A 22,756-nucleotide genomic window follows, 5' to 3' on the forward strand; every position below is an offset into this window, starting at 1 on the left:
TTTTGTGGCAGGCCCTGATTCTGGCGAAAACAAGCTCGGCGGTCCGATCCAGCACGGCGGAAATCTCGGCCGGGCGCGAAAACTGTTTCCGCAGGCGCCCGAACCCTGGATCGACCTGTCGACCGGTATCAATCCGCATTCCTACCCATATTCGCCGATACCGGCCAATGTTTTCGCACGCCTGCCGGAGCCGGTGTCGCTGGAGGGGCTGAAGGCGGTTGCGGCGCATGCTTATGGCGCGCCTTCGGCAGCGCATTTGGCGGCGGGGCCGGGGACGCAGATCCTGCTGCCGATCGTGGCGGGGTTGCTGGATGGGTGGTCACCTCTGGCGAAGACCCTCTCTGGCCTGCCGGCCATCTCCCCCACAAGGGGGGAGAAGACTCGTGGCAGCCACTCGTCCCAATCGGAACTCGGCCGGTCGGCCAGGTTAAGCCCTCCCCCTTGGGGGGAGGGTGGGGAGGGGTTTTTGCCTGAGGCGGATGAGAGACCCCGCACGTCGGAGGGAGCCGATGGCACCCACAGCACAAAACCTCGGCGTATCGCAGCAGTGCTCTCCCCCACCTATGCCGAACATGCACGTGCTGCCCGAATGGCCGGTTTCAGCGTCACCGAAACCGATGATCTCGAAACACTCGCGGCCGCCGATCTTGCGGTGATCGTCAATCCCAACAACCCGACCGGCCGCATCGTGCCGAAAGCCGATCTTTTGGCGCTTGCCGACGTCATGCGGGCCAAAGGTGGGCTGCTCATTGTCGATGAAGCGTTCATGGATGTTTCGGAGGCGGAAAGCGTAGCCAATGCGGTCGATGCCGGCGGGCTCGTCGTTCTGCGCTCCTTCGGCAAGTTTTACGGCATGGCGGGCCTTCGGCTCGGTTTTGCGCTGGCGCATCCGGATATCATCACCCGGATCGAGGAAAGGCTCGGGCCATGGGCCGTTTCCGGGCCCGCTTTACATGTGGCGAGCGAGGCGCTTGCCGATACGGCTTGGCAGCAGGCCATGCGTAAAACCTTGAAGGCCGAAGCCACTCGGCTGGATGCGGCACTTGCAAGCGCTGGCCTTGCAGTTCTTGGCGGCACGTCACTGTTCCGCCTCGTGCGAGATCCGCGGGCTCAGGCATTGTACCGGCATCTCGGCGAACACGGCATTCTCACTCGCCGTTTCGAGGAGCGTCCGGATGATCTGCGGATCGGCCTGCCGGAAGCGGATGGCCGGGCGAGGCTGGAAGCGGCGCTCAAAACCTTTTAGCCGGCGAACTTGTCGCGCCAGGACGGCTGCGCATTCGCCACCGGCAGCGCGGTAGCCTCGTAGACGCCACGGGCCACTGCCCTTGCCGTCACCAGCGTCGCCAGATGGCAGAGTTCGGCAAAGGCCGTCATGTCTTCCATCGGCCTTTTTCCGGTCGCAGCGGAAAAGATCGTGTCGCCATCGCCGGGCAGATGCGCGGGAAGGACGGCGCGGGCAAGGCCGTCATGGGCCATGATCGACAGGCGGTGCGCCTGTGCCTTGGTCAGCACCGCGTCGGTGACGATGACACCGATTGTCGTTGCCTTCAGCTTTACGCCTTTCATGCGCAGCGCGGAATGGTCGTCGTCAAAAGCTTGCGGCAGGCCAAGGCCGCCGAATTCAGAATTCTTTTCGAATGCCGCAGACCAGAAATGCGGGCCATCGCCGACCGTCGCTGCACCCATGGCATTGACCGCAAGTAGCGCCGCGATCCGGTGGCCGGAGGAGGTGACGGCGCTGGCGGAACCGAGGCCGCCCTTGACGGTGGCGGTCGAAGCGCCGGTTCCGGCCCCAACGGTGCCGAGCGGGAATGATCCCGTTTTCGCGGCCTTGAAGGCGTCGTAACCCATGTCGCGATAGGGGGAAAACAGGCCCCAGTCCTTGTTGCCGCCGTTCAGGAGATCCATCAGGATCGCCTGCGGCACGATCGGCACTTTTGCCGAGCCGACCGGAAAACCGCGGCCGATTTCGCGCAAGCCCGCCTGCACGCCGCCGGCGGCATCGAGACCGAAGGCAGAGCCGCCAGACAGCACGAAGGCATCGACCGTCTGCACGGTCATGGACGGATCGAGCAGGGCGGTATCACGTCCGCCCGGCGCGCCGCCGAGAACCGAGCCGGAGGCAATCGCCGGCTCGTCGAAGACGATTGCCGTCACGCCCGACCCCAGGACGAGATCGGTGGCGTGGCCGATGGTCACGCCCTCGATATCGGTCAGGAGGTTGAGCATGGCGGTCATTTTCGCGTGTCCGCCGCTTATTCGATGTCGAACTTGACGCCCTGGGCGAGCGGCAGCGTACGGCCGTAGTTCAGCGTGTTGGTGGCGCGGCGCATATAGGCCTTCCACGCATCCGAACCCGATTCGCGGCCGCCGCCGGTTTCCTTTTCGCCGCCGAATGCGCCGCCGATTTCGGCGCCCGAGGGGCCGATATTGACATTGGCGATGCCGCAATCCGAGCCGCTGGCAGACACGAAGGTTTCCGCTTCGCGCATGTCATTGGTGAAGATCGAGGAGGAGAGGCCCTGCGGCACGTCATTGTGCAGTTTCAGCGCTTCGTCGAAATCGGAATACTTCATCACGTAGAGGATGGGCGCGAAAGTTTCGTCGCGGACCGGGCCACTCTGGGCCGGCATTTCGACGATGGCCGGGCGGACATAATAGGCGTCGCCGGCTTCCGTCTCGTTGACGCGCTCACCGCCGACGACCCTGCCGCCCGTCGCCTGGGCGGCCTGCAGGGCGGCCTGCATCTTGTCATAGGCAGCCTTGTCGATCAGCGGGCCGATCAGGTTGCCGTTTTCGAGCGGCGAACCGATCGTCACCGACTGATAGGCCTTGACGAGGCGCGGCACGAGCGCGTCGTAAACGCTGTCATGCACGAAGATGCGGCGCAGCGAGGTGCAGCGCTGGCCGGCCGTGCCCATGGCCGAAAAGGCGATGCCGCGCAGGGTGAGGTCGAGATCGGCCGTCGGGGTGACGATGGCGGCATTGTTGCCGCCGAGTTCGAGGATCGAGCGGGCGAAGCGCTGCGCCAGTTTTGGTCCGACGGCACGGCCCATGGCGGTCGAGCCGGTGGCGGAAACCAGCGGCACCTTTTCGTGATCGACCAGGACTTCGCCGATCTCGCGGCCGCCGATCAGCAGGGTGGAAAGGTTTTTCGGTGCCGTGCCGCCATCGGCGATATAACGGGCAAGCGCCTTGTCAAAAATCGCCTGGCTGGCGAGTGCCGTCAGCGGCGTCTTTTCAGACGGCTTCCAGATGGTGGAATTGCCGCAGACGATGGCAAGTGCGGCATTCCATGACCAGACGGCAACCGGGAAGTTGAAGGCGGAGATGATGCCGATGGCGCCGAGCGGATGCCAGGTTTCCATCATCCGGTGTTCGGAACGTTCGGTCGCGATGGTGAGACCGTAAAGCTGGCGGGAGAGGCCAACGGCGAAATCGCAGATGTCGATCATTTCCTGCACTTCGCCAAGACCTTCAGAGGTGATCTTGCCGACTTCGATCGAGACGAGGCGGCCGAGTGCGGCCTTGTTGGCGCGCAGTTCCTCGCCGAGCAGGCGGATCAGTTCGCCGCGCTTCGGGCCGGGCACAAGGCGCCATTCGAGGAAGGCGTCATGGGCAGCGTCGATCGCCTTCTTGGCGTCGCTAGCGCTCACTTCCGGCAGCTTGCCGATTTCCGTGCCTGTGATCGGCGAGCGAACGGCAAGCGTGCCGCCCTTGTAACGATCGACGGAAACACCGAGATCGGCAAAGATCTTGTCCACATCGGCGGCGAGGTCGAGATTGGCGAGCGTCATGTCAGTCCTTCCGGATATCGGGTCCCATCAACATGGATGAGGGGGCAATCTACAAATCGGCAGCGGTTTGACAACCGTGCAGTTCAGAACCGCTCGCCGGTGAAATGGGCGATCTGGGCGCCGGCCTCGTAATAGGCCTCCTTGAGCGGCCGGAAACCCGGTTCAGTCACCCCCGTCAGCGGCAGCGGCAGATCGGCTTCCGTGACCTCGCCCAGAATGTGGCGGGCCAGCATTTTTCCGAAATTCGTGCCCGGCGAGATGCCGCGGCCGTTATAGCCGGAAAAACCGATGACGTTCTGGCCGAACTTGTGGAAGCGCGGCAAGGCATTGTCGGTCATGCCGATCTTGCCGAACCATTCGGCGTCAAATTCGATATCGCCGAGCTGCGGAAAGATGCGCTTCAGCGAACGGCGGGTCCAGTTGCGATGGACCGCGACACCGGTGCCGCGCAGGGCGCCGACCGAGCCGAAGACAAGGCGGCCGGCCTGATCCATCCGGAAGGAGGAGAGGATTTCCTTCGTGTCCCAGCAGCCTTCGGAATTGGCAAGCACGGTGCGGCGCAGATTGTCGCCAAGCGGTTTGGTGGCGATGTTGAAATAGGGCAGGTGCACCTGTTCGCGGCGCACGCTTGCCCAGGGGCCGGTGCTGTAGGCGTCGGTGGCGACGATGATCCAGTCGGCCGAGACCTTTCCGCCCGCCGTGGTGACGATCTTCTTTCCGGCCGTTTCCGAAGTGCCGGTGACCGCGCTGCCTGTAAAAATCTTCGCGCCGGCCTTGATGGCGGCATGGGCAAGGCCGCGGGCATAGGCGAGTGGCTGCAGGGTTCCGGCGCGCATATCGAGCAATGCGCCGGCATAGGCATTCGAGCCGACGCGGCGTTCGGTCTCGGCGGCGTCGAGCATGGTCACAGGTGCACCGCGCCTGTTCCATTGCCGTGCGCGTTCCTCAAGCTCCTTCAGCCCTTCCGGGCCAACGGCGAGATGCAGCGTGCCGTTCTTTTCCAGCTCGCATTTAATGCCGTGCTTTTCGATCAGCTCGCGTACGAGATAGGGGCCGTTGCCGAGGAAATCGAGCGCGCGTTCGCCGTAATGCTCGCCGAGCTCCTTCGGAAAATCGTCGGGCATGACCCACATGCCGGCATTGATCAGGCCGACATTGCGGCCGGCGCCGCCGAAACCGATCTCGGTCGCTTCGAAAAGGACGACATTCGTGCCGGCTTCCGCCAGATGAAGGGCAGCCGAAAGGCCGGTATATCCGCCTCCGACGATGACGACATCGGCCGTCACGGCGCCTTGCAGCGGGGTCGTGGCCGGAGCCGGAGGAGCGGTCATTTCCCAGAGGCCGTGGGAGCGGGGATTATTGAGCATAGGCAAAGGTCCGCAAAAGAGGTCATTCCTCTTTACAGTCCTGTTTTCTCGATGAATATCGACATGTTCTCAACAGGTCATTCACTGGAGGAATGACATGCTGCCGCCCCGGCGTTTTCTGCCCTCGTTTTCGCTTCTGTCGGCCTTCGAGGCGGCTGCCCGCACCGGCAGCGTCACCGCGGCCGCAAACGAACTCGGCCTGACCCAAAGCGCCGTCAGCCGGCAGATCTCGGCGCTGGAGGGACAGCTCGGCGTGGCACTGTTCCTGCGCGAGCGGCAGACGATCAGGCTGACGCTTGCCGGCAATACCTATGCCCGCGAGGTGCGCGAGGCGCTGCGGCGGATTTCGGATGCGTCGCTCAGCCTTCGTGCCAATCCTTCCGGCGGCACGCTCAATCTTGCCGTCCTGCCTTTCTTCGGTACGCGCTGGCTGATGCCGCGGCTGGGGCGGTTTATAGATGCGCATCCGGGGATCATGGTCAACCTGATCACGCGGCTCGAACCTTTCGATTTCCGCTTCGATGCGCTCGATGCCGCCATCCATTTCGGCGCGGCGCGCTGGCCGGGAGCGGCTTTGACCTTTCTGAGGGACGAGGATGTCGTGCCCGCCTGCAGCCCGGCCTTTCGCGAAAAATTCGGCCTCAGGACGGCGGCAGACCTGATGCACGCACCGCTCCTGCATCTCAACACCCGGCCGGATGCCTGGGAGCTGTTTCTGACGGAAAACGGGGTTGCCTTCGATGCCCTGCACGGCATGCTGTTCGACCAGTTCATGACCATGGTCGAAGCGGCAACCGCCGGGCTTGGCGCCGCACTCCTGCCGCGCTTCCTCGTCAGCCGCGAACTCGACGAGGGCCGGCTTGTCGAGGCGGTTCCGGCGCGCGCCATGGGGACCGGGCAATATCACCTCGCCTATCCGCCGGATCGCGCCGGCTATCCGCCGCTTGCGGCATTTCGTGACTGGATCGTTTCGGAGATTGAAGCGGATCGCTTGCGGTTGGCCGGTGCATCGGCCAATAGTTCTGCAGTTTCATCCTGATCGCCGTGGCGATCCGACATCCGGACATCTGACCAGGGGGCCAAGAGTTTCATGAAGCCGATTTTCGTTCAGCTACGCTGCAAGCCCGGCAAGACCTACGAGGTTGCCGACGCCATCTACAAGACCGAACTCGCGTCGGAACTCTATTCCACCAGCGGTGACTGGGACCTTCTGCTCAAGGTCTATGTCAAGGATAGTGAAGAGATCGGCCGTTTCGTCAACGAGAAGATCGCCGCCATTCCCGGCATCGAGCGCTCCCTGACGACGATGACCTTTACCGCGTTCTGATAACGCCCGCAGGCGTGACCCGGGACAAACCGGCAAAAAGCCGCCGTGAGGCGGCTTCTTCTTTGAAAAGATTACTGAAATCAGGTTTTTTGGGTGTCAGACGTGGGTTGCGGGCGCCTGATGGCGCGAGCGCACCAGATCGCGAATGGCCACACGCACCTCGTCGGCAGAGTTGAAACGCTGCTCGTCGAGATCGATGACGTGGAACTTGACGGCGATGAACTTCAACCTGTCTTCGTCCGGAATGACTATGCCGACGGGTTCACCGCCGAATTCGATAACTTGCTTCTGCATGGCAGACTCCCGCATTGGCTGCGGTCAACGCAGCTTTTGGCGAATGGATTTTTTCAGAGAATTGGGCCTGAAAGGGCTACATTCGACAGCACGGAAGGGAGCAGCGATCCGTGCCAATCATTTTCGACGCAAGACCCACGAAGGCGGCGACGCGCGTATGTTTAAACATGTCACTCTCCCTGCAATGCGGTTGCGTAGGACTGCCGGACGGGTTCCGGCAATCGAGGCGGACATTAAGTGAATCGTGGAATACGATCAACTAAAATCCATCTATCAGGAATTTTTTTCTGACTGATGACAGGAAGACGGCGGAATTGTGAAAATTCATTCGCGTCGCCGGCCGATCATCAACCTGCCGGGAGATGGGGATGGGGTGCTCTTCCAACAAGGGTGGCGAATAAAAACTTTTCGTGACAGTCAAGTTTTGGAGCATGTTTCGGGGCTTGGGCAACCTTGAACGCAATGCTGCAATTCAGGCCCTTGCGGGCGCTTTTCGCAATCGGAATCAAAAAGGCCGGCGACATGTCTGCCGCCGGCCTTTCAAAAATAGTCCGCTGATCGCCTTTTCAACCCATGCGTTCGGAGGCGTATGAGCCTGGCGACGGCGGGAAGACAACGGTGCGGTTGCCGTTGATGAAGGTGCGGTGATGGATATGGGCGTGGATGGCGCGGGCGAGAACCTGGCTCTCCACGTCACGGCCGAGCGAGACGTAATCGTCTGCAGACTGGGCATGGGTGATGCGAACCGTGTCCTGCTCGATGATCGGACCTTCGTCGAGATCGGCGGTGACATAGTGCGCCGTCGCACCAATCAGCTTCACGCCGCGCGTATAGGCTTGCTTGTAGGGGTTCGCGCCCTTGAAGCTCGGCAGGAAGGAGTGGTGGATGTTGATGATCCTGCCCGACATTTTTTGGCACAGCTGGTCGGACAGGACCTGCATGTAGCGGGCGAGCACGACAAGCTCGGTGCCGGTCGATTCGACCACATCCATCAGCTGGGCTTCCGCCTGCGGCTTGTTTTCCTTCGTCACCTTGATGTGATGGAAGGGGATGTCGTTGTTGACGACCTGCTTCTGGTAATCGAAATGGTTCGACACGACGCCGACGATATCGATCGGCAGAGCGCCGATCTTCCAGCGGTAGAGCAGGTCGTTGAGGCAATGGCCGAAGCGCGACACCATCAGAAGAACTTTCACGCGCTCTTCCGAATCGAAGATTTCCCATTCCATGCCGAATGTGTCGGCGACGGGCTTGAAGCCTTCGAGCAGAGCGGGCTTGGCAACGCCTTCTTCGGAGATGAAGGAGACGCGCATGAAAAACTTTCCGGTGTCGAGGTCGTCGAACTGCGAACTGTCGATGATGTTGCAGCCCTTGTCGGCGAGAAAGCCGGAGATCGCAGCGACGATCCCGCGCGTCGATTTGCAGGTGACGGTCAGTACATAAGATTTCATCAGCGGTCCCCTATCCGGTCTTTCGGCCAGCCTTGTATAGCGCCCGGAACGGGCAGACCATATCCGCCGGCATGGCATGCCGGAAAAATTTGCGTCTGCGGGCGTTCCATCTTGTCGGCCCCAAGATTAGGGATGGCCCATAAAAATTCCGTCCCCTTTGCGCCTTCCATACGCGCATCGCCGTCGCAATCCCGAGCCTTGGCCACAGATGAACGATTTATTATCATTTGCTAATTTACATCATGGCTTCTAGAATTCGCGCGGCTTGCTTTCTTCCATTGCGCACCATGTCTTAAGAGACGTCCTGTCACTCATTTTGATAATATTCGGAGAAGCCGGTGAAGAGTGGTTCGAAGCGGAGCAGAAGCAGGGGATGGCACGCTCTCGTGGCGGTGGCCGGCATGACTGCTTCGGTGCAGCCGGCTCTGGCCTCCGGTGCGTGCCTGCGCGGTATCAATCTGGCCGGAGCGGAATTCGGCGAGGTCGGCGAGGCCTATGGCAAGGGTTATATCTATCCCTCGGCCGAGACGATCGGTTATTTCTCGCAGAAAGGCTTCAACACCGTGCGGCTGCCCTTCCTCTGGGAAAGGCTGCAGCCGAAACTGTACGGCGCCTTCGACAAGAACGAGGCCAAGAGGCTTGCCGATGCCGTCGAGGCGATCCGGGCGGGCGGCATGGTGACCATTCTCGATCCCCATAACTATGGCCGCTACAACGGCACGCTGATCGGTTCCGAGGAAGTGCCGCAAAGCGCCTTTGCGGATTTCTGGCGGCGGCTGGCGATGATGTTTCCGCAGCGTCCGGATATCGTCTTCGGACTGATGAACGAGCCTTACGGAATTTCCGCACAGGACTGGCTGTCATCGGCAAACAGCGCGATATCGGCGATCCGGCAGACCGGTGCAATCAATCTCGTGCTCGTCCCGGGCACGGCCTGGACCGGCGCCCATAGCTGGCTCGGCGGCACATATGGCACGCCGAACGCCACCGTCATGGCGAATATCACCGATCCGCAGAACAATTATGCCTATGAGGTCCACCAGTATCTCGACACCGATTTTTCCGGCAAGAACGACGAGTGTTCGCGCGCGGAAGATGCGGTGAAGGCGCTCGGCTCGTTTGCATCCTGGCTCAGAAGCCACAGGCTGAGAGGCTTCCTTGGAGAATTCGCCGTGCCGCGCAAGCCGGAATGCCAGGCCGCCCTGGCCGACATGGTGAACGTCGTGGAGCGCAGCCCGGATATCTGGCTCGGCTGGTCCTACTGGGCGGCGGGAGAATGGTGGCCGGCGGAGGAGCCCCTGAACATCCAGCCCGTCAATGGCGAGGATCGGCCGCAGATGCAGACGCTGTCGCGCTTCTTTTCGGAACATTCCGGCTGCAATCAGTAAAATTGCAAACAAATCCTTAAGCCTTTGAAGGTGACCATCGAGGTATTGTCGGCCGGATGAACACCCAACTTCCTGGTTCGACCATGACGGATGCCCGAAACATGCCGCTATCGGCATATGATTTCGATCATGTAATGCCTCGGGCGGCCGCCGAACCGGTGACCTTCGACGGCACGGTCGGACTTTTCACGCCCGCAGGCCGCAATTCCGGTCATTCCGGGCTCGCGGTTCTTTTCGCCAGCCCCTGGGGACTGGAAGAAATCTGCACGCGCAAATTCTGGCGCATTCTTGCCGAGACGCTTGCCGATCGCGGCATTCCAAGCCTGCGTTTCGATTATCCTGGCACCGGCGACGCCCTTGATGGTGATCTTGCCGGTGGTCTTGCCGACTGGTCGAACAGTCTGGTTTCGGCAGCCCGGCAGCTGAAGATCCTGTCCGGCTGCGAGCGTATCGCCATCATCGCCCAGGGGCTCGGCTCGGCGGTGACCGTGAAGTCGCTCGGGGAGATCGACGGTATCGAGGCGGTCACCCTGCTGGCGCCGGTCGTCTCCGGCAGGTTTTATCTGCGCGAGCTTTCGGTCTGGTCCAAAGTGGTGGACAACAATCTCGGCATTTCATGGCCGGAAGATACAGCTAAGGGTGTTTCGATCGCCTCGCTCGACATGCCGGATGCGATTGCTGATGAGGTCCGCAAGATCGACCTGATGAAGATCGATGTGCTGCCGGCGCCGCGCGTGCTCGTTGTCGGTCGCCGCGACCGGCCGGCCGATACCGCCTTTGCGGCGCATTTGCGCACGATTGGCGCTGAAGTCGCCGAGCTTCCCTTCGACGGTTATGAAAAGCTCGTCTCCAATCCTTCCACGGCCAAGATGCCGCTTTCGGTGGCGGAAGAACTTGCCGGATGGATCTCGACCTTGCCGGTCGAGCCGAATTCCCAGAAGGCACCGCGGCGTATCGCGCTTTCGCCGCTCAAGGCTGCCGATTTTTCGGAAACGCCGGTCCGCTTCGGCATCAATGGCCACCTGTCCGGCGCGCTTTGCGAGCCTGCCACGCAGCGCCGAGGTGCCACGGTCGTGTTTCTGAGTTCAGCCTATGACCGGCATGCCGGCTGGGGGCGCCTCACTGCGATCCTGGCGCGCAAGCTTGCCCGGATCGGCATTGCCTCGCTGCGGTTCGATACGGCCGGTGTCGGCGACAGTGCGCCCGTGCCGGGACGGCCGAGCCAAGTTCTCTATCATTCCAGCCAGAATGCCGATGTGTCGGCCGCGATCGATTTCCTGATGGCGCAGGGTCTGGGTCCGGTCGTGGTGTCCGGCCGTTGCAGCGGCGCCTATCTCGGTTTCCGTGCAGCGCTTTCCGATGAGCGGATCGCCGGCATATGCGCGGTCAACCCGTTCGCCTTCCGCTGGCGCCCGGGCCGCTCGGTCGAGGATGCGGTCGCCAAGGCGACACGCAGCCTGCATGATTATGGCAAGCGCGCGCTCAAGGGCGATACACTGAAACGCCTGGCGCGGTTGGAGATCGATGTCACGGCGGCGGGTTTCAACATTCTTCGCGGCATCGGCAGCCATGCGCTTGGCCGTGTCCTCTACGCCTTCCGCCATGTCCTGCCGGAAGGCCGGGCCGTTTATGGCGCCTTCGCAAGCCTGCAGGCGCGTGGCGTGCCGGTCTCGCTTGTTTATAGCGAGGGCGATATCGGCCTGAAACATTTCAACTTCTACCTTGGTGGCAATGCTGCCGACAGGCGCCGGTTCAGCAATGTCGCGGTGACCTTCATCCCGGATTCGGATCATAACCTGACGCCGGAGCATGCGCGCGCAACCTATCTCGACACTTTGCGCAAGCTGGCGCTCAGCGTGCCGCGGCCGAAGAACAAGGCGTCAGAAACGCATCACGCCGTCGCCGCCGAGTGAGGTGATCGAACCGGAAGGCCGGCCCGCGCCGGCTTTGGTGGGGCTCAGCGCAATGCGCTTCACGGACCCCGGTGCAAGGTGGAAGCCGTTATCCGCGACCTCGTAACCGGGCACGTCCAGCATCACGGATTGCGCGAATACATCCGTTTCGAGATCCAGCCAGAAACCGCGCTCATCTTCGCCCAGCACCGGCTTGAGCACCGGCGCATGCAGCGCGTTTCCGCGGCCGAGCGGGAAATGGAAGCTTTCGGCAATGATCTCGCCCGTCCCGGCATGTCTCAGCCGCGCCACCGTCACGTCATGGGATGGCGGGCCGAAACGATAGGCATAGGTCGTATCGAAAAAGGCGCCGAACAGGTCGGTGACGGCGATGCTCTGATCGCCGCGTCCGGCGAGCATCAGATCTCGTCGTCCGGAGACGACCGACATTCTGCCGTCTCGAAGGCAGATGACCTCGATGACGGCCGGAAGATCGTCAGAAGTTTCGTTGATCAGGTGGAGATCGAGCCCGTTCGTGCCTTCGTCGGAAAACACGGCCTGGACCGGGCGGAAGGCACGTTTCAGGGCAAACCAGGCGGGTTTTGGCCTGGCTTCGACATCGACCACGCCCCAGCCGGGGCCGGCCATCACGTCCTGAAAGGTGAAGGTCAGAGCGCCATTGCAGCTAGAGCCGGGACGCCGCCATTCGGCATAGGTCGTCTCCATCACCTCGCCGGTGACGGCGCGGGAAAAGGCGAGATAACGGCAGAGATCGGTCCTGCGAAGGTCATTGGCGTCGAGGCCGTAGAGCGTGCCGATATAATGGTCGCGCACATCCTCGAAATCCCAGTCGGCGCCGCTGTCACGCGGTATGCCCGCCTTGCCGCCTTCCAGTGTCTCGTCCGCTGAAAGATTGGAAAAGGCCAGGCATTCGCCGGCAAAGCGGACATTGGCCCGGCGTGCATCCTCGAGTGGCTGCCGATAGGCGCCGACGCCGTAATAATGCGCGATGCCGGCATTCGGGAAAAAGGGCAGGGCGGCGCCGCAGGGCGAGTTCGGCAGATAGGCAAGATCCGGCCGGCCTTCCGCCACCAGGCCGGCCAGGATCTCGTCGCAGAACGGGCCTTTCCAGATCCGCTCCGGCAGGCCGAGCATGGCGCCCTGCTGCCAGATCTCGCTGCCGCCGCAGACGATCGCGAGCGAAGGAGAGGCCTGCGTTGCGGCCAGAAATTGGCCGGTTTCCGATTTCACGTGGGTGAGGAAATTTTCGTCGCCAGCCGGATAATCGAAATTGGCGAACATAAAATCCTGCCAGACGAGAATGCCGAGCTCATCGCAGAGCGCGAAAAAATCCGGGCTTTCATAGGTGGCTATGCCCGGGATTCGGATCATGTTCATGCCGGCGTCGCGTGCGAGCTGCAGCCATTTTTCGTAAGCCTCGCGATCTCCCGGGAGGCTCAGAATATCCGCCGTGGTCCAGACCGCGCCGCGGCAGAAAATGCGTTCGCCGTTGACGCTCAGCCTGAAATCATTGCCGTCCGGACCACGATCGATTTCGATCCGGCGGAAGCCGGTGCGGGCTAGCCAAAACTCCTCGCCGTCGATCGTCAGCGTGACGTCGTAAAGCGGCTGGCTGCCATGGCTGTTCGGCCACCAGGGCTCGATATCCGGCAGGTGGAGTTCGCCGACATATTGTCCGTCCGCACCTGCCTCGATCGCCGTTTCCTGGCCATTGCAGGAGAGGCGCAGGTCTTTCGCCTTCCCCTCGAATGAAAAGCCGATGGCGAGATGGCCCTGATTGCCATCCAGCGTGCTTTTGATCGAAAGGCCGGACATGCGGCTTTCGCCCGGCCGGATCAGTCCAATTGGCCGAAAGGGGCCGACGGCGTGGATCGAAGGGCACCAGCCCGGCATGAAACCGAGCGCCGTGGTGCGGATGAGCCTCAGACCCTGATTGTCCATCAGCCGCGGCCGCCAGCGGGCGCGGGGGCCGGTCTTTTCGAGATGCGGTTTCAAGGCACGAAAGCAGATCGACAGCGTCTCTTTGCCCGTCAGCTCGATCGCCACGTCATGGCTTTCGAACATGCTTTCGCTCGAAAGGATCAGCCTGTCATCGAGATAGACGTCGGCGATCGTCGCCAGACCCTCGAAACGCAGGATCGCCTTGCCCGGTGCCTCATCCGCCAGGGATTTTTGATACCAAGCATCACGGTCGATCAGTGTTTCCGGGTTGTTTCGGTCGAATCGTCCCAAAGCTTCCAGCGCTGCGGCGACTGTTCCAGGAACGATCGCGTCCAACCGATCCGCATCGGCCGGAATATCGCGTGGCAGGGCAAAAGCGTCCGGTTCCGTCAGGCACAGCGACCAGCTCCGGTCGAGCGCCGTCACCTGCCGCGCAAAAAACCGGTCTGCGGTCACGCGGCCTCGCGTGACTGGTCGAGCGTGCGGCCGAGATCGCTCATCAGCCCGTCCCAGGCGTCAGCCGCCGGTTCGAGTGCCGCCGCCAGAGGTTCGAATTTCTTGCGGGCCAGCGCCCGTGCCAGCAGGAACTGGGTGGACTTGGCGGTCTCGGAAATTTTTAGCGCCTTCTTCTCCGGCACTTCGAAGGCGCCGTGGTTCAGCCAGGCGAGATGGCTGGCGAGAAGCTCGAAATTCGCCCCCAGCTGACGCAGCGTGTTGAACGCATATTTATGGAAGAAGGCGAAGTCGCGCTCGGCCAGCCGGTGTGCCTGCTCAGGAAACACGCTGGCAAAGGCGCGCACCGGATTGGCCTCCGGGCGGCGGGCATAATGATGCCGCAGCAGTTTCCAGGCCATCTCGCGGATCGATCGCTGCGACGGATAGGAGGCGGGGAATTTGGCAAATTCCGTATAGGGCAGAAAAAGCGGCGCATCCGGGCCGCCGTTCAGCTGCAGCAGACCGACAAGGTCATTGCCCGACAGGGTGAAGAAGCCGCCATTGTGGAAATAGTCGAGTTCCCGTCTTTCGAGATCGAGGCGATTGATCGCGACCGTCGTCTTGCCGTGTTCCTGATGGTAGGTCAGGCCGCGCGTATCGGGCAGGTAATAGCTGTCGAGCTCAAGCAGCGTCAGCCGGCCGCGGCCGATTTGCTCCAGAACATGCCGCTGCGGCGCGTCGAAAATCGCCAGTTCCGTGACACGAATGCCGTAAAGCGCTTCGAGGTCTTCCAGCGGCACCTTGAAGAAGGTGAACTGGTCGCCTTCGAAATCCTGGGTCAGGGTGAAGGCGAGCATCGCCTCCGGCTGCATGCCGGCTGCGGACAAAACCTCGATCCACAGATCGGCATAACAATTGGTTTCCGGCCAGATGCGGTCGGCCGAATGCAGGGCGTGCGGACGATAGTGTGTCGGGTCGAGCCTGTCGAAAACCTTGGTCATAATATTATCCCCAAAGCGTGGCGCGCACCTCTTGCGGCCATGCCTTCACGTCGAGCCCATGGGTGTGGAACAGTGCCAGCGCGATACGCTCCAGGCCGAAACCGACGCAGGCGGTATGCGCAACACTGCCATCTTCCAGGTTCAGGCCCCATTTGGTGCCGAATGCGTCCTGGTGATAGTTGAAGCTCATGCAGGCGGTCGGATTGGCGGTCGAGGTGATCGGGATCAGCAGCTCGAATTTCAGGTTCTGATCCCGCTGATTGTTGGCCATCATCTTGCCGGCGCGGCCGAAGAACGGGTCGTTTGCGATGTCGATCGTCACGTCGAGACCGACCGATTTCATCATCTCGACGCCGCGGTCCATCCAGCTCTGGCGGAAATCCGTGACATGCTGCTGCGTGCCCATGCAGACATATTCGCGCATGCGGAAAAGCTGCTGGCGGGCCGGATCCTTCGACGGTTCGTGGCGGAAGCAGTAGCTCTGCAGGTCATAGAGCGCGCCCTTCGCCGAAATCTTGCCGCGGCGGGCGACGGTCGGGTAAAGCGGGTAGCAGGCAGCCGGCGTCAGCACGATATCGGTCGCTTCCTGGCCGGCGGTCCAGTCGTCGCCCACTTCCATGCATTTCAGCAGGCTCATATGGTCGAGTTCGCTGCCGCAGAAGGAGTGGACGGTGCCGGCGAGCTGTGGAAAGCTCTTCATGTAACCGCTGGTCTCGAAAAATTCGCGGTTCATGCCCGGCGGAAAGCGCATCGCCTCGGCGCCATCGCCGCCACCAACGCGGTCGATCAGCCGCTCGAAGGCTGCGATCACGTCTTCGAACTGGCCGCTGCGGCCGTAAAGGCCATCAACACCGGTTTCGATCAGCAGGCCTGCATCGAACAGTCGATCAAGAAATGAAACTTGCATATCCATGACTTTACCCCCTCGGTAAATCACTTGCGGTTCTATAAATCGGGTCTCAGCCGAAAAGGCTGGTATCGGGCTTCTGAATGAGCAGCATGGTCGACGTGTTGCCGAGAATGCGGTCGTTTGAAATCATCAGCTGGGCGGAATGGGCGTCGCGCAGGTGGCGGCCGAGACTGTAGGGCGTGCCGTTCTTGTAACCCATGATGCCGCAGATGATCATCGCCTGGTTGATGATCGTCAGGATCGTTTCCGACGAGGACAGTTTCACATTGTTCATGGCAATCGAAAACGCCATGGACGAAAGCTGGTCCGCATCGCGTTTCGCAGCCTCGTAAAGCTTCAGGCCGGACTGGATATTGGCCTTCAGCATCTGCAGCATGTTCGATGCCTCGGCGAGACGTGCCGCACCGGGCGGCGTCGCGCCGTTCGACTTGCGGGCGGCTGCCCGAACGAAAGCCTGGGCGCGCAGAACCGCGTCGGCGGCAATGCCGAACCAGACCGCGCTCCAGAGAAGATGCGAGGTGGCGAGCATGGATTGTGCGGCAATCTCGGCAAACGGTTTTGGAAAGACCTGTTCGGCCGGCGCCTCGCCCTTGAACAGAAAACCGTCGGAGCAGGTGCCGCGCATGCCGAGCGTGTCCCAGTCCACGGTCTTCTGCAGCGTATACTGGCCCTTCCTGAAGACCGTCATCACCTGGTCGCCGGGTGCCGCCGTCTCATGGGCACGGGAGGTGACCATGATCGCATCGGCATGGGCGCCGTAGGAAATCACCGTTGCATCCTTGGTGAGCCGGCAGGTCTCGCCGTCGATCTCGATCGCGCAGATGGAGTTGCGCATATTGCCGCCGATCCCGCCTTCCGTCGTCGCCGAGGCGACCAGAAGCTGACGGGCGGCCAGTTCGTGCATGAAGCCGGAGTGCCAGGCGCTGTCGGTGCCATGCTCGACAAGGCTCGAAACCTTGATCTGGTGCATGGCAAAAACCATGGCGCTGGCCGAGCAGGCCTGCCCCAATATGGAGCAGACTTCGGCAATCTCGGACAGAGACGCGCCTTCGCCGCCATGGCTTGCCGGCACCTGGATGCCGAGCAGCCGCTCCTCCCGCATCACCGCCACCGCCTCTTGCGGGAAGCGCGCATCACGGTCAACGGCGTCTGCAAATTCCGCCGCCACCTTCGCCACGCGCCCTGCCCGGGCGGCAAGCGTCATGTCTGCGCTCTTGAGGTCGGCAACCAGGACGGCGGCGCTCATCTTCAGGCCGCTGCCTGCGTCTTGACGATCTGGGTGAGCGTCTGTTCGATCGCCTGAATGCTGGCGAAGGACTTGCGGTTCAGCAGGCTGTCGGGAAATTCCAGATCAAATGCTTCCTCGATGCCGAGCATCAGCTGCACGGAGGCAAAGGAGGAAAGGCCGGCTGCATAGAGATCCGCGTCGTCCGCAATCTCGTTCACCGCCACCGGAAGGCCGCCGACACGGCCCAGAAGTTCGCGAATGGTCTCGTTCATCTCGACATCCCCCAATCAATGTATCGCTGTCATCGCTGCCCATTTGTTTAGGATGGAAAGCATAAGGAAGCGGTAACGGACATGCTGAAGATCAGGCTGCGGGATTCGTTAGAATTCGATCGATGGGTGGAAGATCAGGGTAAGAATTGGGGTGGTTGAGGCACAGATGTTGATTTTGGCACCTGTGCAAGCCCGCCCCCCTCTGCCCTGCCGGGCATCTCCCCCACAAGGGGGGAGATCTGCCTGTGGCGACCTTTCGCCCTTCTCGGTTGTCGAGATCGCATAATGCCAGAGCGCCCAGCGGATCTCCCCACCCGTGGGGGAGATGCCCGGCAGGGCAGAGGGGGGGCCACACGGCGCCACCTCAAAAAAATTTCACCGCGCGTTTTCCCCCTCCCCAAAACCTGTGCCTATAATCATCAGGTTCCGTCACGGATACACCGGCAGGCGTGCCGGCGAGGCGGGATCGGCGCGGGGTGTGAGGGAGAGACGCAGGATCTCGCATCCCGGGTTCGCGGAAAATGGTCTCCCTCCGGCGAGACGGGGAGTTTTGACGGGTTCGGACCGGCCCGTCATGACTTGATGCCCGACCAGGGCGCCGGGCGTGCCTGTGCGGCACACAGGGTGGTTCGACGGACAAGTTTTGCCGGGCTTTCAGTCCGCGACACTTTTCGAAAGACCGGCGGAAAAAGACCGTCCGGAAGAACCACGGCAGAGGGACCGAAGTCGCGGGCAAAAACCGCCGAACGGGGCGCCGAGAGGTGTCATTTGTTTTTGAATTTGCGAGGCAGCTTTCGTCGCCCCGTCCGTTCAATGAAATTTTCCCGATCGCCAAGGCCGTATTGTGCCTTGTCGCCGCGCGTTCATGTCACCGGGGCGGATAGGAATGGTCGTTGCCGCGGAAATCGCTGACCGAATAACAACCGCCATCGCCGCGCACGGCGCTTTCACCGATCGGCGCCTTGCCGTGGCCGCCAGGAATGTCGAGCACATAGGTCGGCTGGCAGAGGCCGGAAATATTGCCGCGCAAGGCCGCGACGATCTTCTGGCCCTCCGCGATATCCATGCGGAAATGGCTGGTGCCGGGGGCAAGATCGGGATGGTGCAGGTAATAGGGTTTGATCCGCGTCTCGACAAAGGCCTTCATCAGGTCGCCGAGAATTTTTGGATCGTCGTTGATGCCCTTCAAAAGCACCGTCTGGCTCACCATCGGCAGGCCGGCTTCGATCAGTCTTGCGCAGGCGGCGCGGGCTTCCGCGGTCAGTTCCCGCGCGTGATTGGCATGCAGCGCCACATAGATCACCTTGCCGCTTTCCTTCAGGGCGGCAATCAGCGCCGCGTCGATATGGTCGGGATCGACCACAGGCACACGGGTATGGAAGCGGACGATCTTTACATGCTCGATCGAGGCGAGGCCGCGCATGATCGCGCCAAGCCTGCGGGGAGAGAGCACGAGCGGGTCGCCGCCGGTGAGGATGACTTCCCAGATCTCGTCATGGGCTCGGATATAATCGAATGCTGCGGAAAGCTCGTCCGCGGACAGTGTGCCGTCGCCCTGCGGTCCGACCATTTCGCGGCGAAAACAGAAGCGGCAATAAACGGGGCAGACATGCACTGCCTTCAGAAGCACGCGGTCGGGATAACGATGCACGATGCCCTTGACGGGGCTATGGGCATCGTCGCCGATCGGATCGGCACGTTCTTCCGGCGTGGTCAAAAGTTCGGCCGGATCGGGCACGAACTGTCGAGCAAGCGGGTCGGCCGGGTCGGCGCGGTCGATCAACGACAGCACGGTCGGTGTCAGGGCGATTGCATATCGATCGGCAACCGCGCGTACGGCCTCAAGCCTCTCCTCGGGGATCAGGCCGGCGGAATGGAGGTCGGCCGGGGTTTTCAATGAGCGGGCGGCGGTCACGAAAAGGTCTCCGCCACTGGTGCCCAGAGAACCTGGTCGATACGCGTTGCGCCGGTTGCCAGCATGGCCAGCCGGTCGAAGCCGAGTGCTGCACCGCTTGCGTCCGGCATGATCTCAAGCGCGTCGAGAAAATCCTCGTCGATCGGATAGGTCTCGCCGTAGATGCGCTGCTTTTCTGCCATGTCGTGCTCGAAGCGGCGGCGCTGTTCGCCGGCATCGGTGAGCTCGCCAAAGGCATTGGCGAGTTCGACGCCGCAGGCGTAAAGCTCAAAGCGCTCGGCGACGCGCGGATCGCGGGCGGAGGGGCGGGCGAGGGCCGCCTCGGAAATCGGGTATTCGCAGAGGATCGTTGCCCGGTCGCGGCCGAGATGCGGCTCGATCTTTTCGACAAGCACCTTGCTGAACAGGTCGGTCCAGCTGTCGTCGGGCGAAACCCGCAGGCCGTTTTTGGCAAGCATGGCTGCAAGCGCATCGCGATCCGTCTCGCCATCGGCGGCCATGGTCGCCAAAAGGTCGATGCCTGCGAAACGGTCGAAGGCTTGCGCCAGCGTCAGGCGTTCCGGTTCGGCAAACGGGTCGATCTCCATGCCGCGGAAGGAAAAGCGCTTCGTGCCGGTCGTTTCGGCGGCGAGTTTCAGCATGTCGGCGCAGTCGGCCATCAGCTGCTCGTATGTCTCGCCGACCCGGTACCATTCGAGCATGGTGAATTCGGGATGATGCAGCGGGCCGCGCTCGCGGTTGCGATAGACATGCGCGAAAGTGAAGATGCGGCGCTCGCCGGCGGCCAGCAGCTTCTTGGCGGCAAATTCCGGCGAGGTGTGCAGGTAGAGCGGCGCTGCCTCGCCGCCGATGGTCAGCGCCTCGGTCGCAAAGGCGTGCAGATGCGTTTCATTGCCCGGAGAAATCTGCAAAGTCGCCGTATCCACCTCGATGAAATCACGGCTGCCGAAAAAGCCGCGCAGCACCGTCTGCACGGCATTGCGGCCGATCAGGAAGGGGCGGCGGTCGGCATGGGTCTCGGGTTTCCACCAGGGCGCCCGCGATTTGGCATTCTGCGGCAGCGTCATTTGCGGCTTTCTTTGCCTGTTGCAGCGGGCAAGGCTTCCACTTTGCACGGTTTTGAGGTAGTCCGGCCCGGAAAACAGGCGTTCCGTCCCTCAAGGGACGATCATCGCCCGGTCCTCTACGACGCATTTTCGGCCGTTACAAGCCGGCACCACAAGGGAATATCATGGTCAAGGTCATCGCCTCTTCCGTCCGCAAGGGCAATGTCATCGATGTCGATGGCAAGCTCTATGTCGTTCTCACCGCGGAAAACTTCCACCCCGGCAAGGGCACGCCGGTCACACAGGTCAACATGCGCCGCATCGTCGACGGCGTGAAGGTGTCGGAGCGCTGGCGCACGACGGAACAGGTCGAGCGCGCCTTCGTCGAAGACGTCAACCACCAGTTCCTCTATGAAGATGGCGAAGGCTTCCACTTCATGAACCCGGAAAACTACGACCAGATCGTCGTCGATGCCGACACGATGGGCGACCAGAAGGCCTATCTGCAGGAAGGCATGGTCTGCATCCTGTCCATGCATGAAGGCGTCGCGCTTGCTCTGCAGCTGCCGCGTCACGTCATTCTCGAAATCACCGAGACCGAACCGGTCGTCAAGGGCCAGACGGCTTCCTCGTCCTACAAGCCGGCCATGCTGTCGAACGGCATCCGCACCGCTGTCCCGCCGCATATCGATGCCGGTACCCGCGTCGTCATCGCGACGGAAGACAATTCCTACGTCGAACGCGCCAAGAACTGATTTTTTGCCTGATGCGCCTGGCCGCAAGGCCGGCGCAAAGGGTGGTCTGATCCAAAACGAAGGCCCGGAAATCGAAATCGGTTTCCGGGCCTTTGTCGTTTCTGCGCCTGTGACGAGACGCCCCGCCAAAGGCAGATATGAAAAAACCTCCGAAGCGATGCTCCGGAGGTTTTTTGTTGTCGGTAATAGGTGCCGCTATCAGTTCTTGGCGGCGACCACGACCTTGGCCGGAGCCGGCTTGCCGACTGCATAACCGCCGCCGACGGCGACGTTGAGCGAGACATAGTCCTGCGCCATCTGCTGGACGGCCTGGGCCAGGCTTTCCTGTGCGGTCGAGACCTGACGCTGGGCGTCGAGGACGTCGAGCAGCGAGGAAGCGCCGTCGCGGTAGCTGGCGGTTGCGAGCTGCAGGGCTTCTTCGTAGGACTTGACCGTGTTGCGGAGCGCAGCAACCGTGCGACCATCGCGGGCGACGGCGGCAAGCGCGTTCTCGACTTCCTCGACTGCGTCGAGAACCGTCTGCTTCCAGGCGAGATGGGCTTCGCGGGCAGCGGATTCCGACGAGGACAGGTTGGCACGGAGCGCACCGCCATCGAAGATCGGCAGGCTGAGCTGCGGACCGAACGACCAGGACAGAAGGCCTGCTTCAGCCTTGCCCGACTTGACGTAGGACGGCGTGATTGAGCCGCCCAGCGTGATCGACGGATAGAGCTGTGCTTCTGCGACGCCGATATTGGCGACGGCAGCTGCGAGCTGGCGTTCCGAAGCGCGAACGTCCGGACGGTTGCGGATCAGGTCGGCAGGAACACCGGACTTCGGGCTGAAGCGGGCAGTCGGCTGGTTGCCGCCGCGCTGCATTTCGGTGACGAGCGAACCGGCCGGCAGGGCCAGAAGCGTCGCAATCCGGTGGGATGCAGTGCGGAACTGGGTTTCGAGGCCCGGGATGGTCGCGAGCGTCGAGTTGACCAGACCTTCGGCCTGAACGACGTCGAGGCGCGAAGCAGCGCCGGCATCGAGCTGCAGCTTGGTCAGGTTCAGCGTCTCGCGGCGGGACTTCAGGTTGTCCTGCGCGATCTTGATGCGTTCCTGATAATAGCGGGCGTCGATATAGGCCGCGACGACATTCGACAGGAGCGACAGGCGGGCAACGTCAACGCTGGCATAGGCAGCGTCGAGGTTTGCGAGCGCTGCTTCCTTGGAACGGCGATAGAGGCCGAACAGGTCGAGGAACCAGGATGCGCTCAGGCCGCCCGAGACGCTGGTGCGGGGATCCGTTGCCGAAGCTGCACCGGCATTGCCGCCGATATCCTTGCTGCCGCTGCGCGACGCGCTGGAAGACAGGTCGAGTGCGGGCAGCGAACCGGCGCCGGCGGAAACGACGTTTGCCTGTGCCTGATTGATGCGCTCCATTGCCTGGAGCACGTCGAGGTTCTGGCCGAGGCCCTGATCGACATAACCGGTGAGGCGCTTGTCGGAGAATGCGGTCCACCATGCGGTCTGGGCGACATCGCCATTGGTGGACTTGGAGCCTTCGGCGAATTTGGCCGGAAGAGAAATTTCCGGCGGCGTATTGTCAGGTCCGAGCACACAGCCGGACAGCAGTAGCATGAGGAGGGGAGCGGCAGCTACGCGAGTGGATCTCATATCTTTGTCCCAAAGCCCTTACTGATGGGGCTCCGCGTCCTGCGGAGCGAAAACTCAGGCCACGCCGAC

General features: G+C 62.0%; 19 protein-coding genes. 6 read left to right on the plus strand and 13 right to left on the minus strand.

Annotation, left to right across the window (positions count from 1 at the left end):
- Positions 1-4 precede the first annotated feature (4 nt).
- Entirely contained in the window at positions 5-1,246 is a 1,242-nt protein-coding gene (locus FHW37_RS32340; protein ID WP_246691046.1) for a threonine-phosphate decarboxylase, read from the plus strand.
- Here the strand turns inward: FHW37_RS32340 and FHW37_RS32345 are convergent.
- The 3 genes from FHW37_RS32345 to FHW37_RS32355 form a co-directional block, all read right to left on the minus strand.
- Positions 1,243-2,241 carry a P1 family peptidase gene (locus FHW37_RS32345; RefSeq protein ID WP_145643675.1) on the minus strand — a complete coding sequence of 333 codons (999 nt, stop codon included), beginning with the start codon at positions 2,239-2,241 and terminating at the stop codon, positions 1,243-1,245. The genes FHW37_RS32340 and FHW37_RS32345 overlap by 4 nt on opposite strands.
- A gap of 17 nt (positions 2,242-2,258) precedes the next feature.
- Positions 2,259-3,800, minus strand: a complete 1,542-nt coding sequence (gene amaB / locus FHW37_RS32350; protein WP_145643676.1) for an L-piperidine-6-carboxylate dehydrogenase — start codon at positions 3,798-3,800, stop codon at positions 2,259-2,261.
- A gap of 83 nt (positions 3,801-3,883) precedes the next feature.
- Positions 3,884-5,167 (minus strand): NAD(P)/FAD-dependent oxidoreductase, encoded by a 1,284-nt coding sequence (locus FHW37_RS32355; protein ID WP_145643677.1) that lies wholly within the window; start codon positions 5,165-5,167, stop codon positions 3,884-3,886.
- Positions 5,168-5,264: 97 nt separating this feature from the next.
- Here FHW37_RS32355 and FHW37_RS32360 point away from each other — a divergent pair, with 97 nt between their 5' ends.
- Complete coding sequence (locus FHW37_RS32360; protein ID WP_145643678.1) at positions 5,265-6,206, plus strand: LysR family transcriptional regulator; 942 nt, start codon at positions 5,265-5,267, stop codon at positions 6,204-6,206.
- 51 nt (positions 6,207-6,257) lie between these two features.
- The gene (locus FHW37_RS32365; RefSeq protein ID WP_145643679.1) at positions 6,258-6,494 is read left to right on the plus strand and encodes an Lrp/AsnC ligand binding domain-containing protein; all 237 of its coding nucleotides are present in this window, start codon (positions 6,258-6,260) and stop codon (positions 6,492-6,494) included.
- 96 nt (positions 6,495-6,590) lie between these two features.
- Here the strand turns inward: FHW37_RS32365 and FHW37_RS32370 are convergent, their stop codons facing one another.
- Both FHW37_RS32370 and purU read right to left on the minus strand, forming a co-directional pair.
- Positions 6,591-6,788 (minus strand): hypothetical protein, encoded by a 198-nt coding sequence (locus tag FHW37_RS32370; protein WP_145643680.1) that lies wholly within the window; start codon positions 6,786-6,788, stop codon positions 6,591-6,593.
- A 566-nt stretch (positions 6,789-7,354) separates the two neighbouring features.
- Positions 7,355-8,239 carry a formyltetrahydrofolate deformylase gene (gene purU, locus FHW37_RS32375; RefSeq protein ID WP_145643681.1) on the minus strand — a complete coding sequence of 295 codons (885 nt, stop codon included), beginning with the start codon at positions 8,237-8,239 and terminating at the stop codon, positions 7,355-7,357.
- Positions 8,240-8,640: 401 nt separating this feature from the next.
- Between purU and FHW37_RS32380 the strand changes: the two genes are divergently transcribed.
- Positions 8,641-9,627, plus strand: coding sequence for a glycoside hydrolase family 5 protein (locus tag FHW37_RS32380; protein WP_145643682.1), 987 nt, complete (start codon positions 8,641-8,643; stop codon positions 9,625-9,627).
- A 101-nt stretch (positions 9,628-9,728) separates the two neighbouring features.
- Complete coding sequence (locus tag FHW37_RS32385; RefSeq protein ID WP_246691047.1) at positions 9,729-11,540, plus strand: alpha/beta fold hydrolase; 1,812 nt, start codon at positions 9,729-9,731, stop codon at positions 11,538-11,540.
- Here the strand turns inward: FHW37_RS32385 and FHW37_RS32390 are convergent.
- The 7 genes from FHW37_RS32390 to epmA all read right to left on the minus strand — a co-directional run bounded on the left by FHW37_RS32390 (position 11,508) and on the right by epmA (position 20,309).
- A complete protein-coding gene (locus FHW37_RS32390; RefSeq protein WP_246691048.1) occupies positions 11,508-13,937 on the minus strand; it encodes a glycoside hydrolase family 2 protein in 2,430 nt (809 codons plus the stop codon). The genes FHW37_RS32385 and FHW37_RS32390 overlap by 33 nt on opposite strands.
- A complete protein-coding gene (locus tag FHW37_RS32395) occupies positions 13,934-14,917 on the minus strand; it encodes a DUF1839 family protein (protein ID WP_145643683.1) in 984 nt (327 codons plus the stop codon). Before FHW37_RS32395 ends, FHW37_RS32390 begins: the two co-directional genes overlap by 4 nt.
- Before the next feature lie 4 nt (positions 14,918-14,921).
- On the minus strand, positions 14,922-15,830 hold the full coding sequence (locus tag FHW37_RS32400) for an amino acid--[acyl-carrier-protein] ligase (RefSeq protein WP_145643684.1): 909 nt from the start codon (positions 15,828-15,830) through the stop codon (positions 14,922-14,924).
- Positions 15,831-15,876: 46 nt separating this feature from the next.
- The gene (locus FHW37_RS32405; RefSeq protein WP_186458515.1) at positions 15,877-17,073 is read right to left on the minus strand and encodes an acyl-CoA dehydrogenase family protein; all 1,197 of its coding nucleotides are present in this window, start codon (positions 17,071-17,073) and stop codon (positions 15,877-15,879) included.
- A gap of 2 nt (positions 17,074-17,075) precedes the next feature.
- Positions 17,076-17,327, minus strand: coding sequence for an acyl carrier protein (locus FHW37_RS32410; protein WP_145643685.1), 252 nt, complete (start codon positions 17,325-17,327; stop codon positions 17,076-17,078).
- 868 nt (positions 17,328-18,195) lie between these two features.
- The gene (locus FHW37_RS32420; RefSeq protein WP_145643686.1) at positions 18,196-19,242 is read right to left on the minus strand and encodes a lysine-2,3-aminomutase-like protein; all 1,047 of its coding nucleotides are present in this window, start codon (positions 19,240-19,242) and stop codon (positions 18,196-18,198) included.
- Positions 19,239-20,309 (minus strand): EF-P lysine aminoacylase EpmA, encoded by a 1,071-nt coding sequence (epmA, locus tag FHW37_RS32425; protein ID WP_145643687.1) that lies wholly within the window; start codon positions 20,307-20,309, stop codon positions 19,239-19,241. Before epmA ends, FHW37_RS32420 begins: the two co-directional genes overlap by 4 nt.
- A gap of 164 nt (positions 20,310-20,473) precedes the next feature.
- Between epmA and efp the strand changes: the two genes are divergently transcribed.
- Complete coding sequence (gene efp / locus FHW37_RS32430; RefSeq protein WP_145643688.1) at positions 20,474-21,043, plus strand: elongation factor P; 570 nt, start codon at positions 20,474-20,476, stop codon at positions 21,041-21,043.
- Positions 21,044-21,241: 198 nt separating this feature from the next.
- Here the strand turns inward: efp and FHW37_RS32435 are convergent, their stop codons facing one another.
- Positions 21,242-22,687 carry an efflux transporter outer membrane subunit gene (locus FHW37_RS32435; protein WP_145643689.1) on the minus strand — a complete coding sequence of 482 codons (1,446 nt, stop codon included), beginning with the start codon at positions 22,685-22,687 and terminating at the stop codon, positions 21,242-21,244.
- Between the last annotated feature and the right edge of the window lie 69 nt (positions 22,688-22,756).

This window comes from Neorhizobium alkalisoli (assembly GCF_007829835.1).
Taxonomy (GTDB): domain Bacteria; phylum Pseudomonadota; class Alphaproteobacteria; order Rhizobiales; family Rhizobiaceae; genus Neorhizobium.

Bases quoted from the DNA above. Each gene is read 5' to 3' on its own strand.
- FHW37_RS32345 (WP_145643675.1), bottom strand. From the start codon at position 2,241: ATGACCGCCATGCTCAACCTCCTGACCGATATCGAGGGCGTGACCATC.
- FHW37_RS32370 (WP_145643680.1), bottom strand. From the start codon at position 6,788: ATGCAGAAGCAAGTTATCGAATTCGGCGGTGAACCCGTCGGCATAGTC.
- FHW37_RS32385 (WP_246691047.1), top strand. From the start codon at position 9,729: ATGCCGCTATCGGCATATGATTTCGATCATGTAATGCCTCGGGCGGCC.
- FHW37_RS32380 (WP_145643682.1), top strand. From the start codon at position 8,641: ATGACTGCTTCGGTGCAGCCGGCTCTGGCCTCCGGTGCGTGCCTGCGC.
- epmA (WP_145643687.1), bottom strand. From the start codon at position 20,309: ATGACGCTGCCGCAGAATGCCAAATCGCGGGCGCCCTGGTGGAAACCC.
- FHW37_RS32355 (WP_145643677.1), bottom strand. From the start codon at position 5,167: ATGCTCAATAATCCCCGCTCCCACGGCCTCTGGGAAATGACCGCTCCT.
- FHW37_RS32395 (WP_145643683.1), bottom strand. From the start codon at position 14,917: ATGACCAAGGTTTTCGACAGGCTCGACCCGACACACTATCGTCCGCAC.
- FHW37_RS32360 (WP_145643678.1), top strand. From the start codon at position 5,265: ATGCTGCCGCCCCGGCGTTTTCTGCCCTCGTTTTCGCTTCTGTCGGCC.
- amaB (WP_145643676.1), bottom strand. From the start codon at position 3,800: ATGACGCTCGCCAATCTCGACCTCGCCGCCGATGTGGACAAGATCTTT.
- FHW37_RS32365 (WP_145643679.1), top strand. From the start codon at position 6,258: ATGAAGCCGATTTTCGTTCAGCTACGCTGCAAGCCCGGCAAGACCTAC.
- FHW37_RS32435 (WP_145643689.1), bottom strand. From the start codon at position 22,687: ATGAGATCCACTCGCGTAGCTGCCGCTCCCCTCCTCATGCTACTGCTG.
- efp (WP_145643688.1), top strand. From the start codon at position 20,474: ATGGTCAAGGTCATCGCCTCTTCCGTCCGCAAGGGCAATGTCATCGAT.
- FHW37_RS32410 (WP_145643685.1), bottom strand. From the start codon at position 17,327: ATGAACGAGACCATTCGCGAACTTCTGGGCCGTGTCGGCGGCCTTCCG.
- purU (WP_145643681.1), bottom strand. From the start codon at position 8,239: ATGAAATCTTATGTACTGACCGTCACCTGCAAATCGACGCGCGGGATC.
- FHW37_RS32400 (WP_145643684.1), bottom strand. From the start codon at position 15,830: ATGGATATGCAAGTTTCATTTCTTGATCGACTGTTCGATGCAGGCCTG.
- FHW37_RS32405 (WP_186458515.1), bottom strand. From the start codon at position 17,073: ATGAGCGCCGCCGTCCTGGTTGCCGACCTCAAGAGCGCAGACATGACG.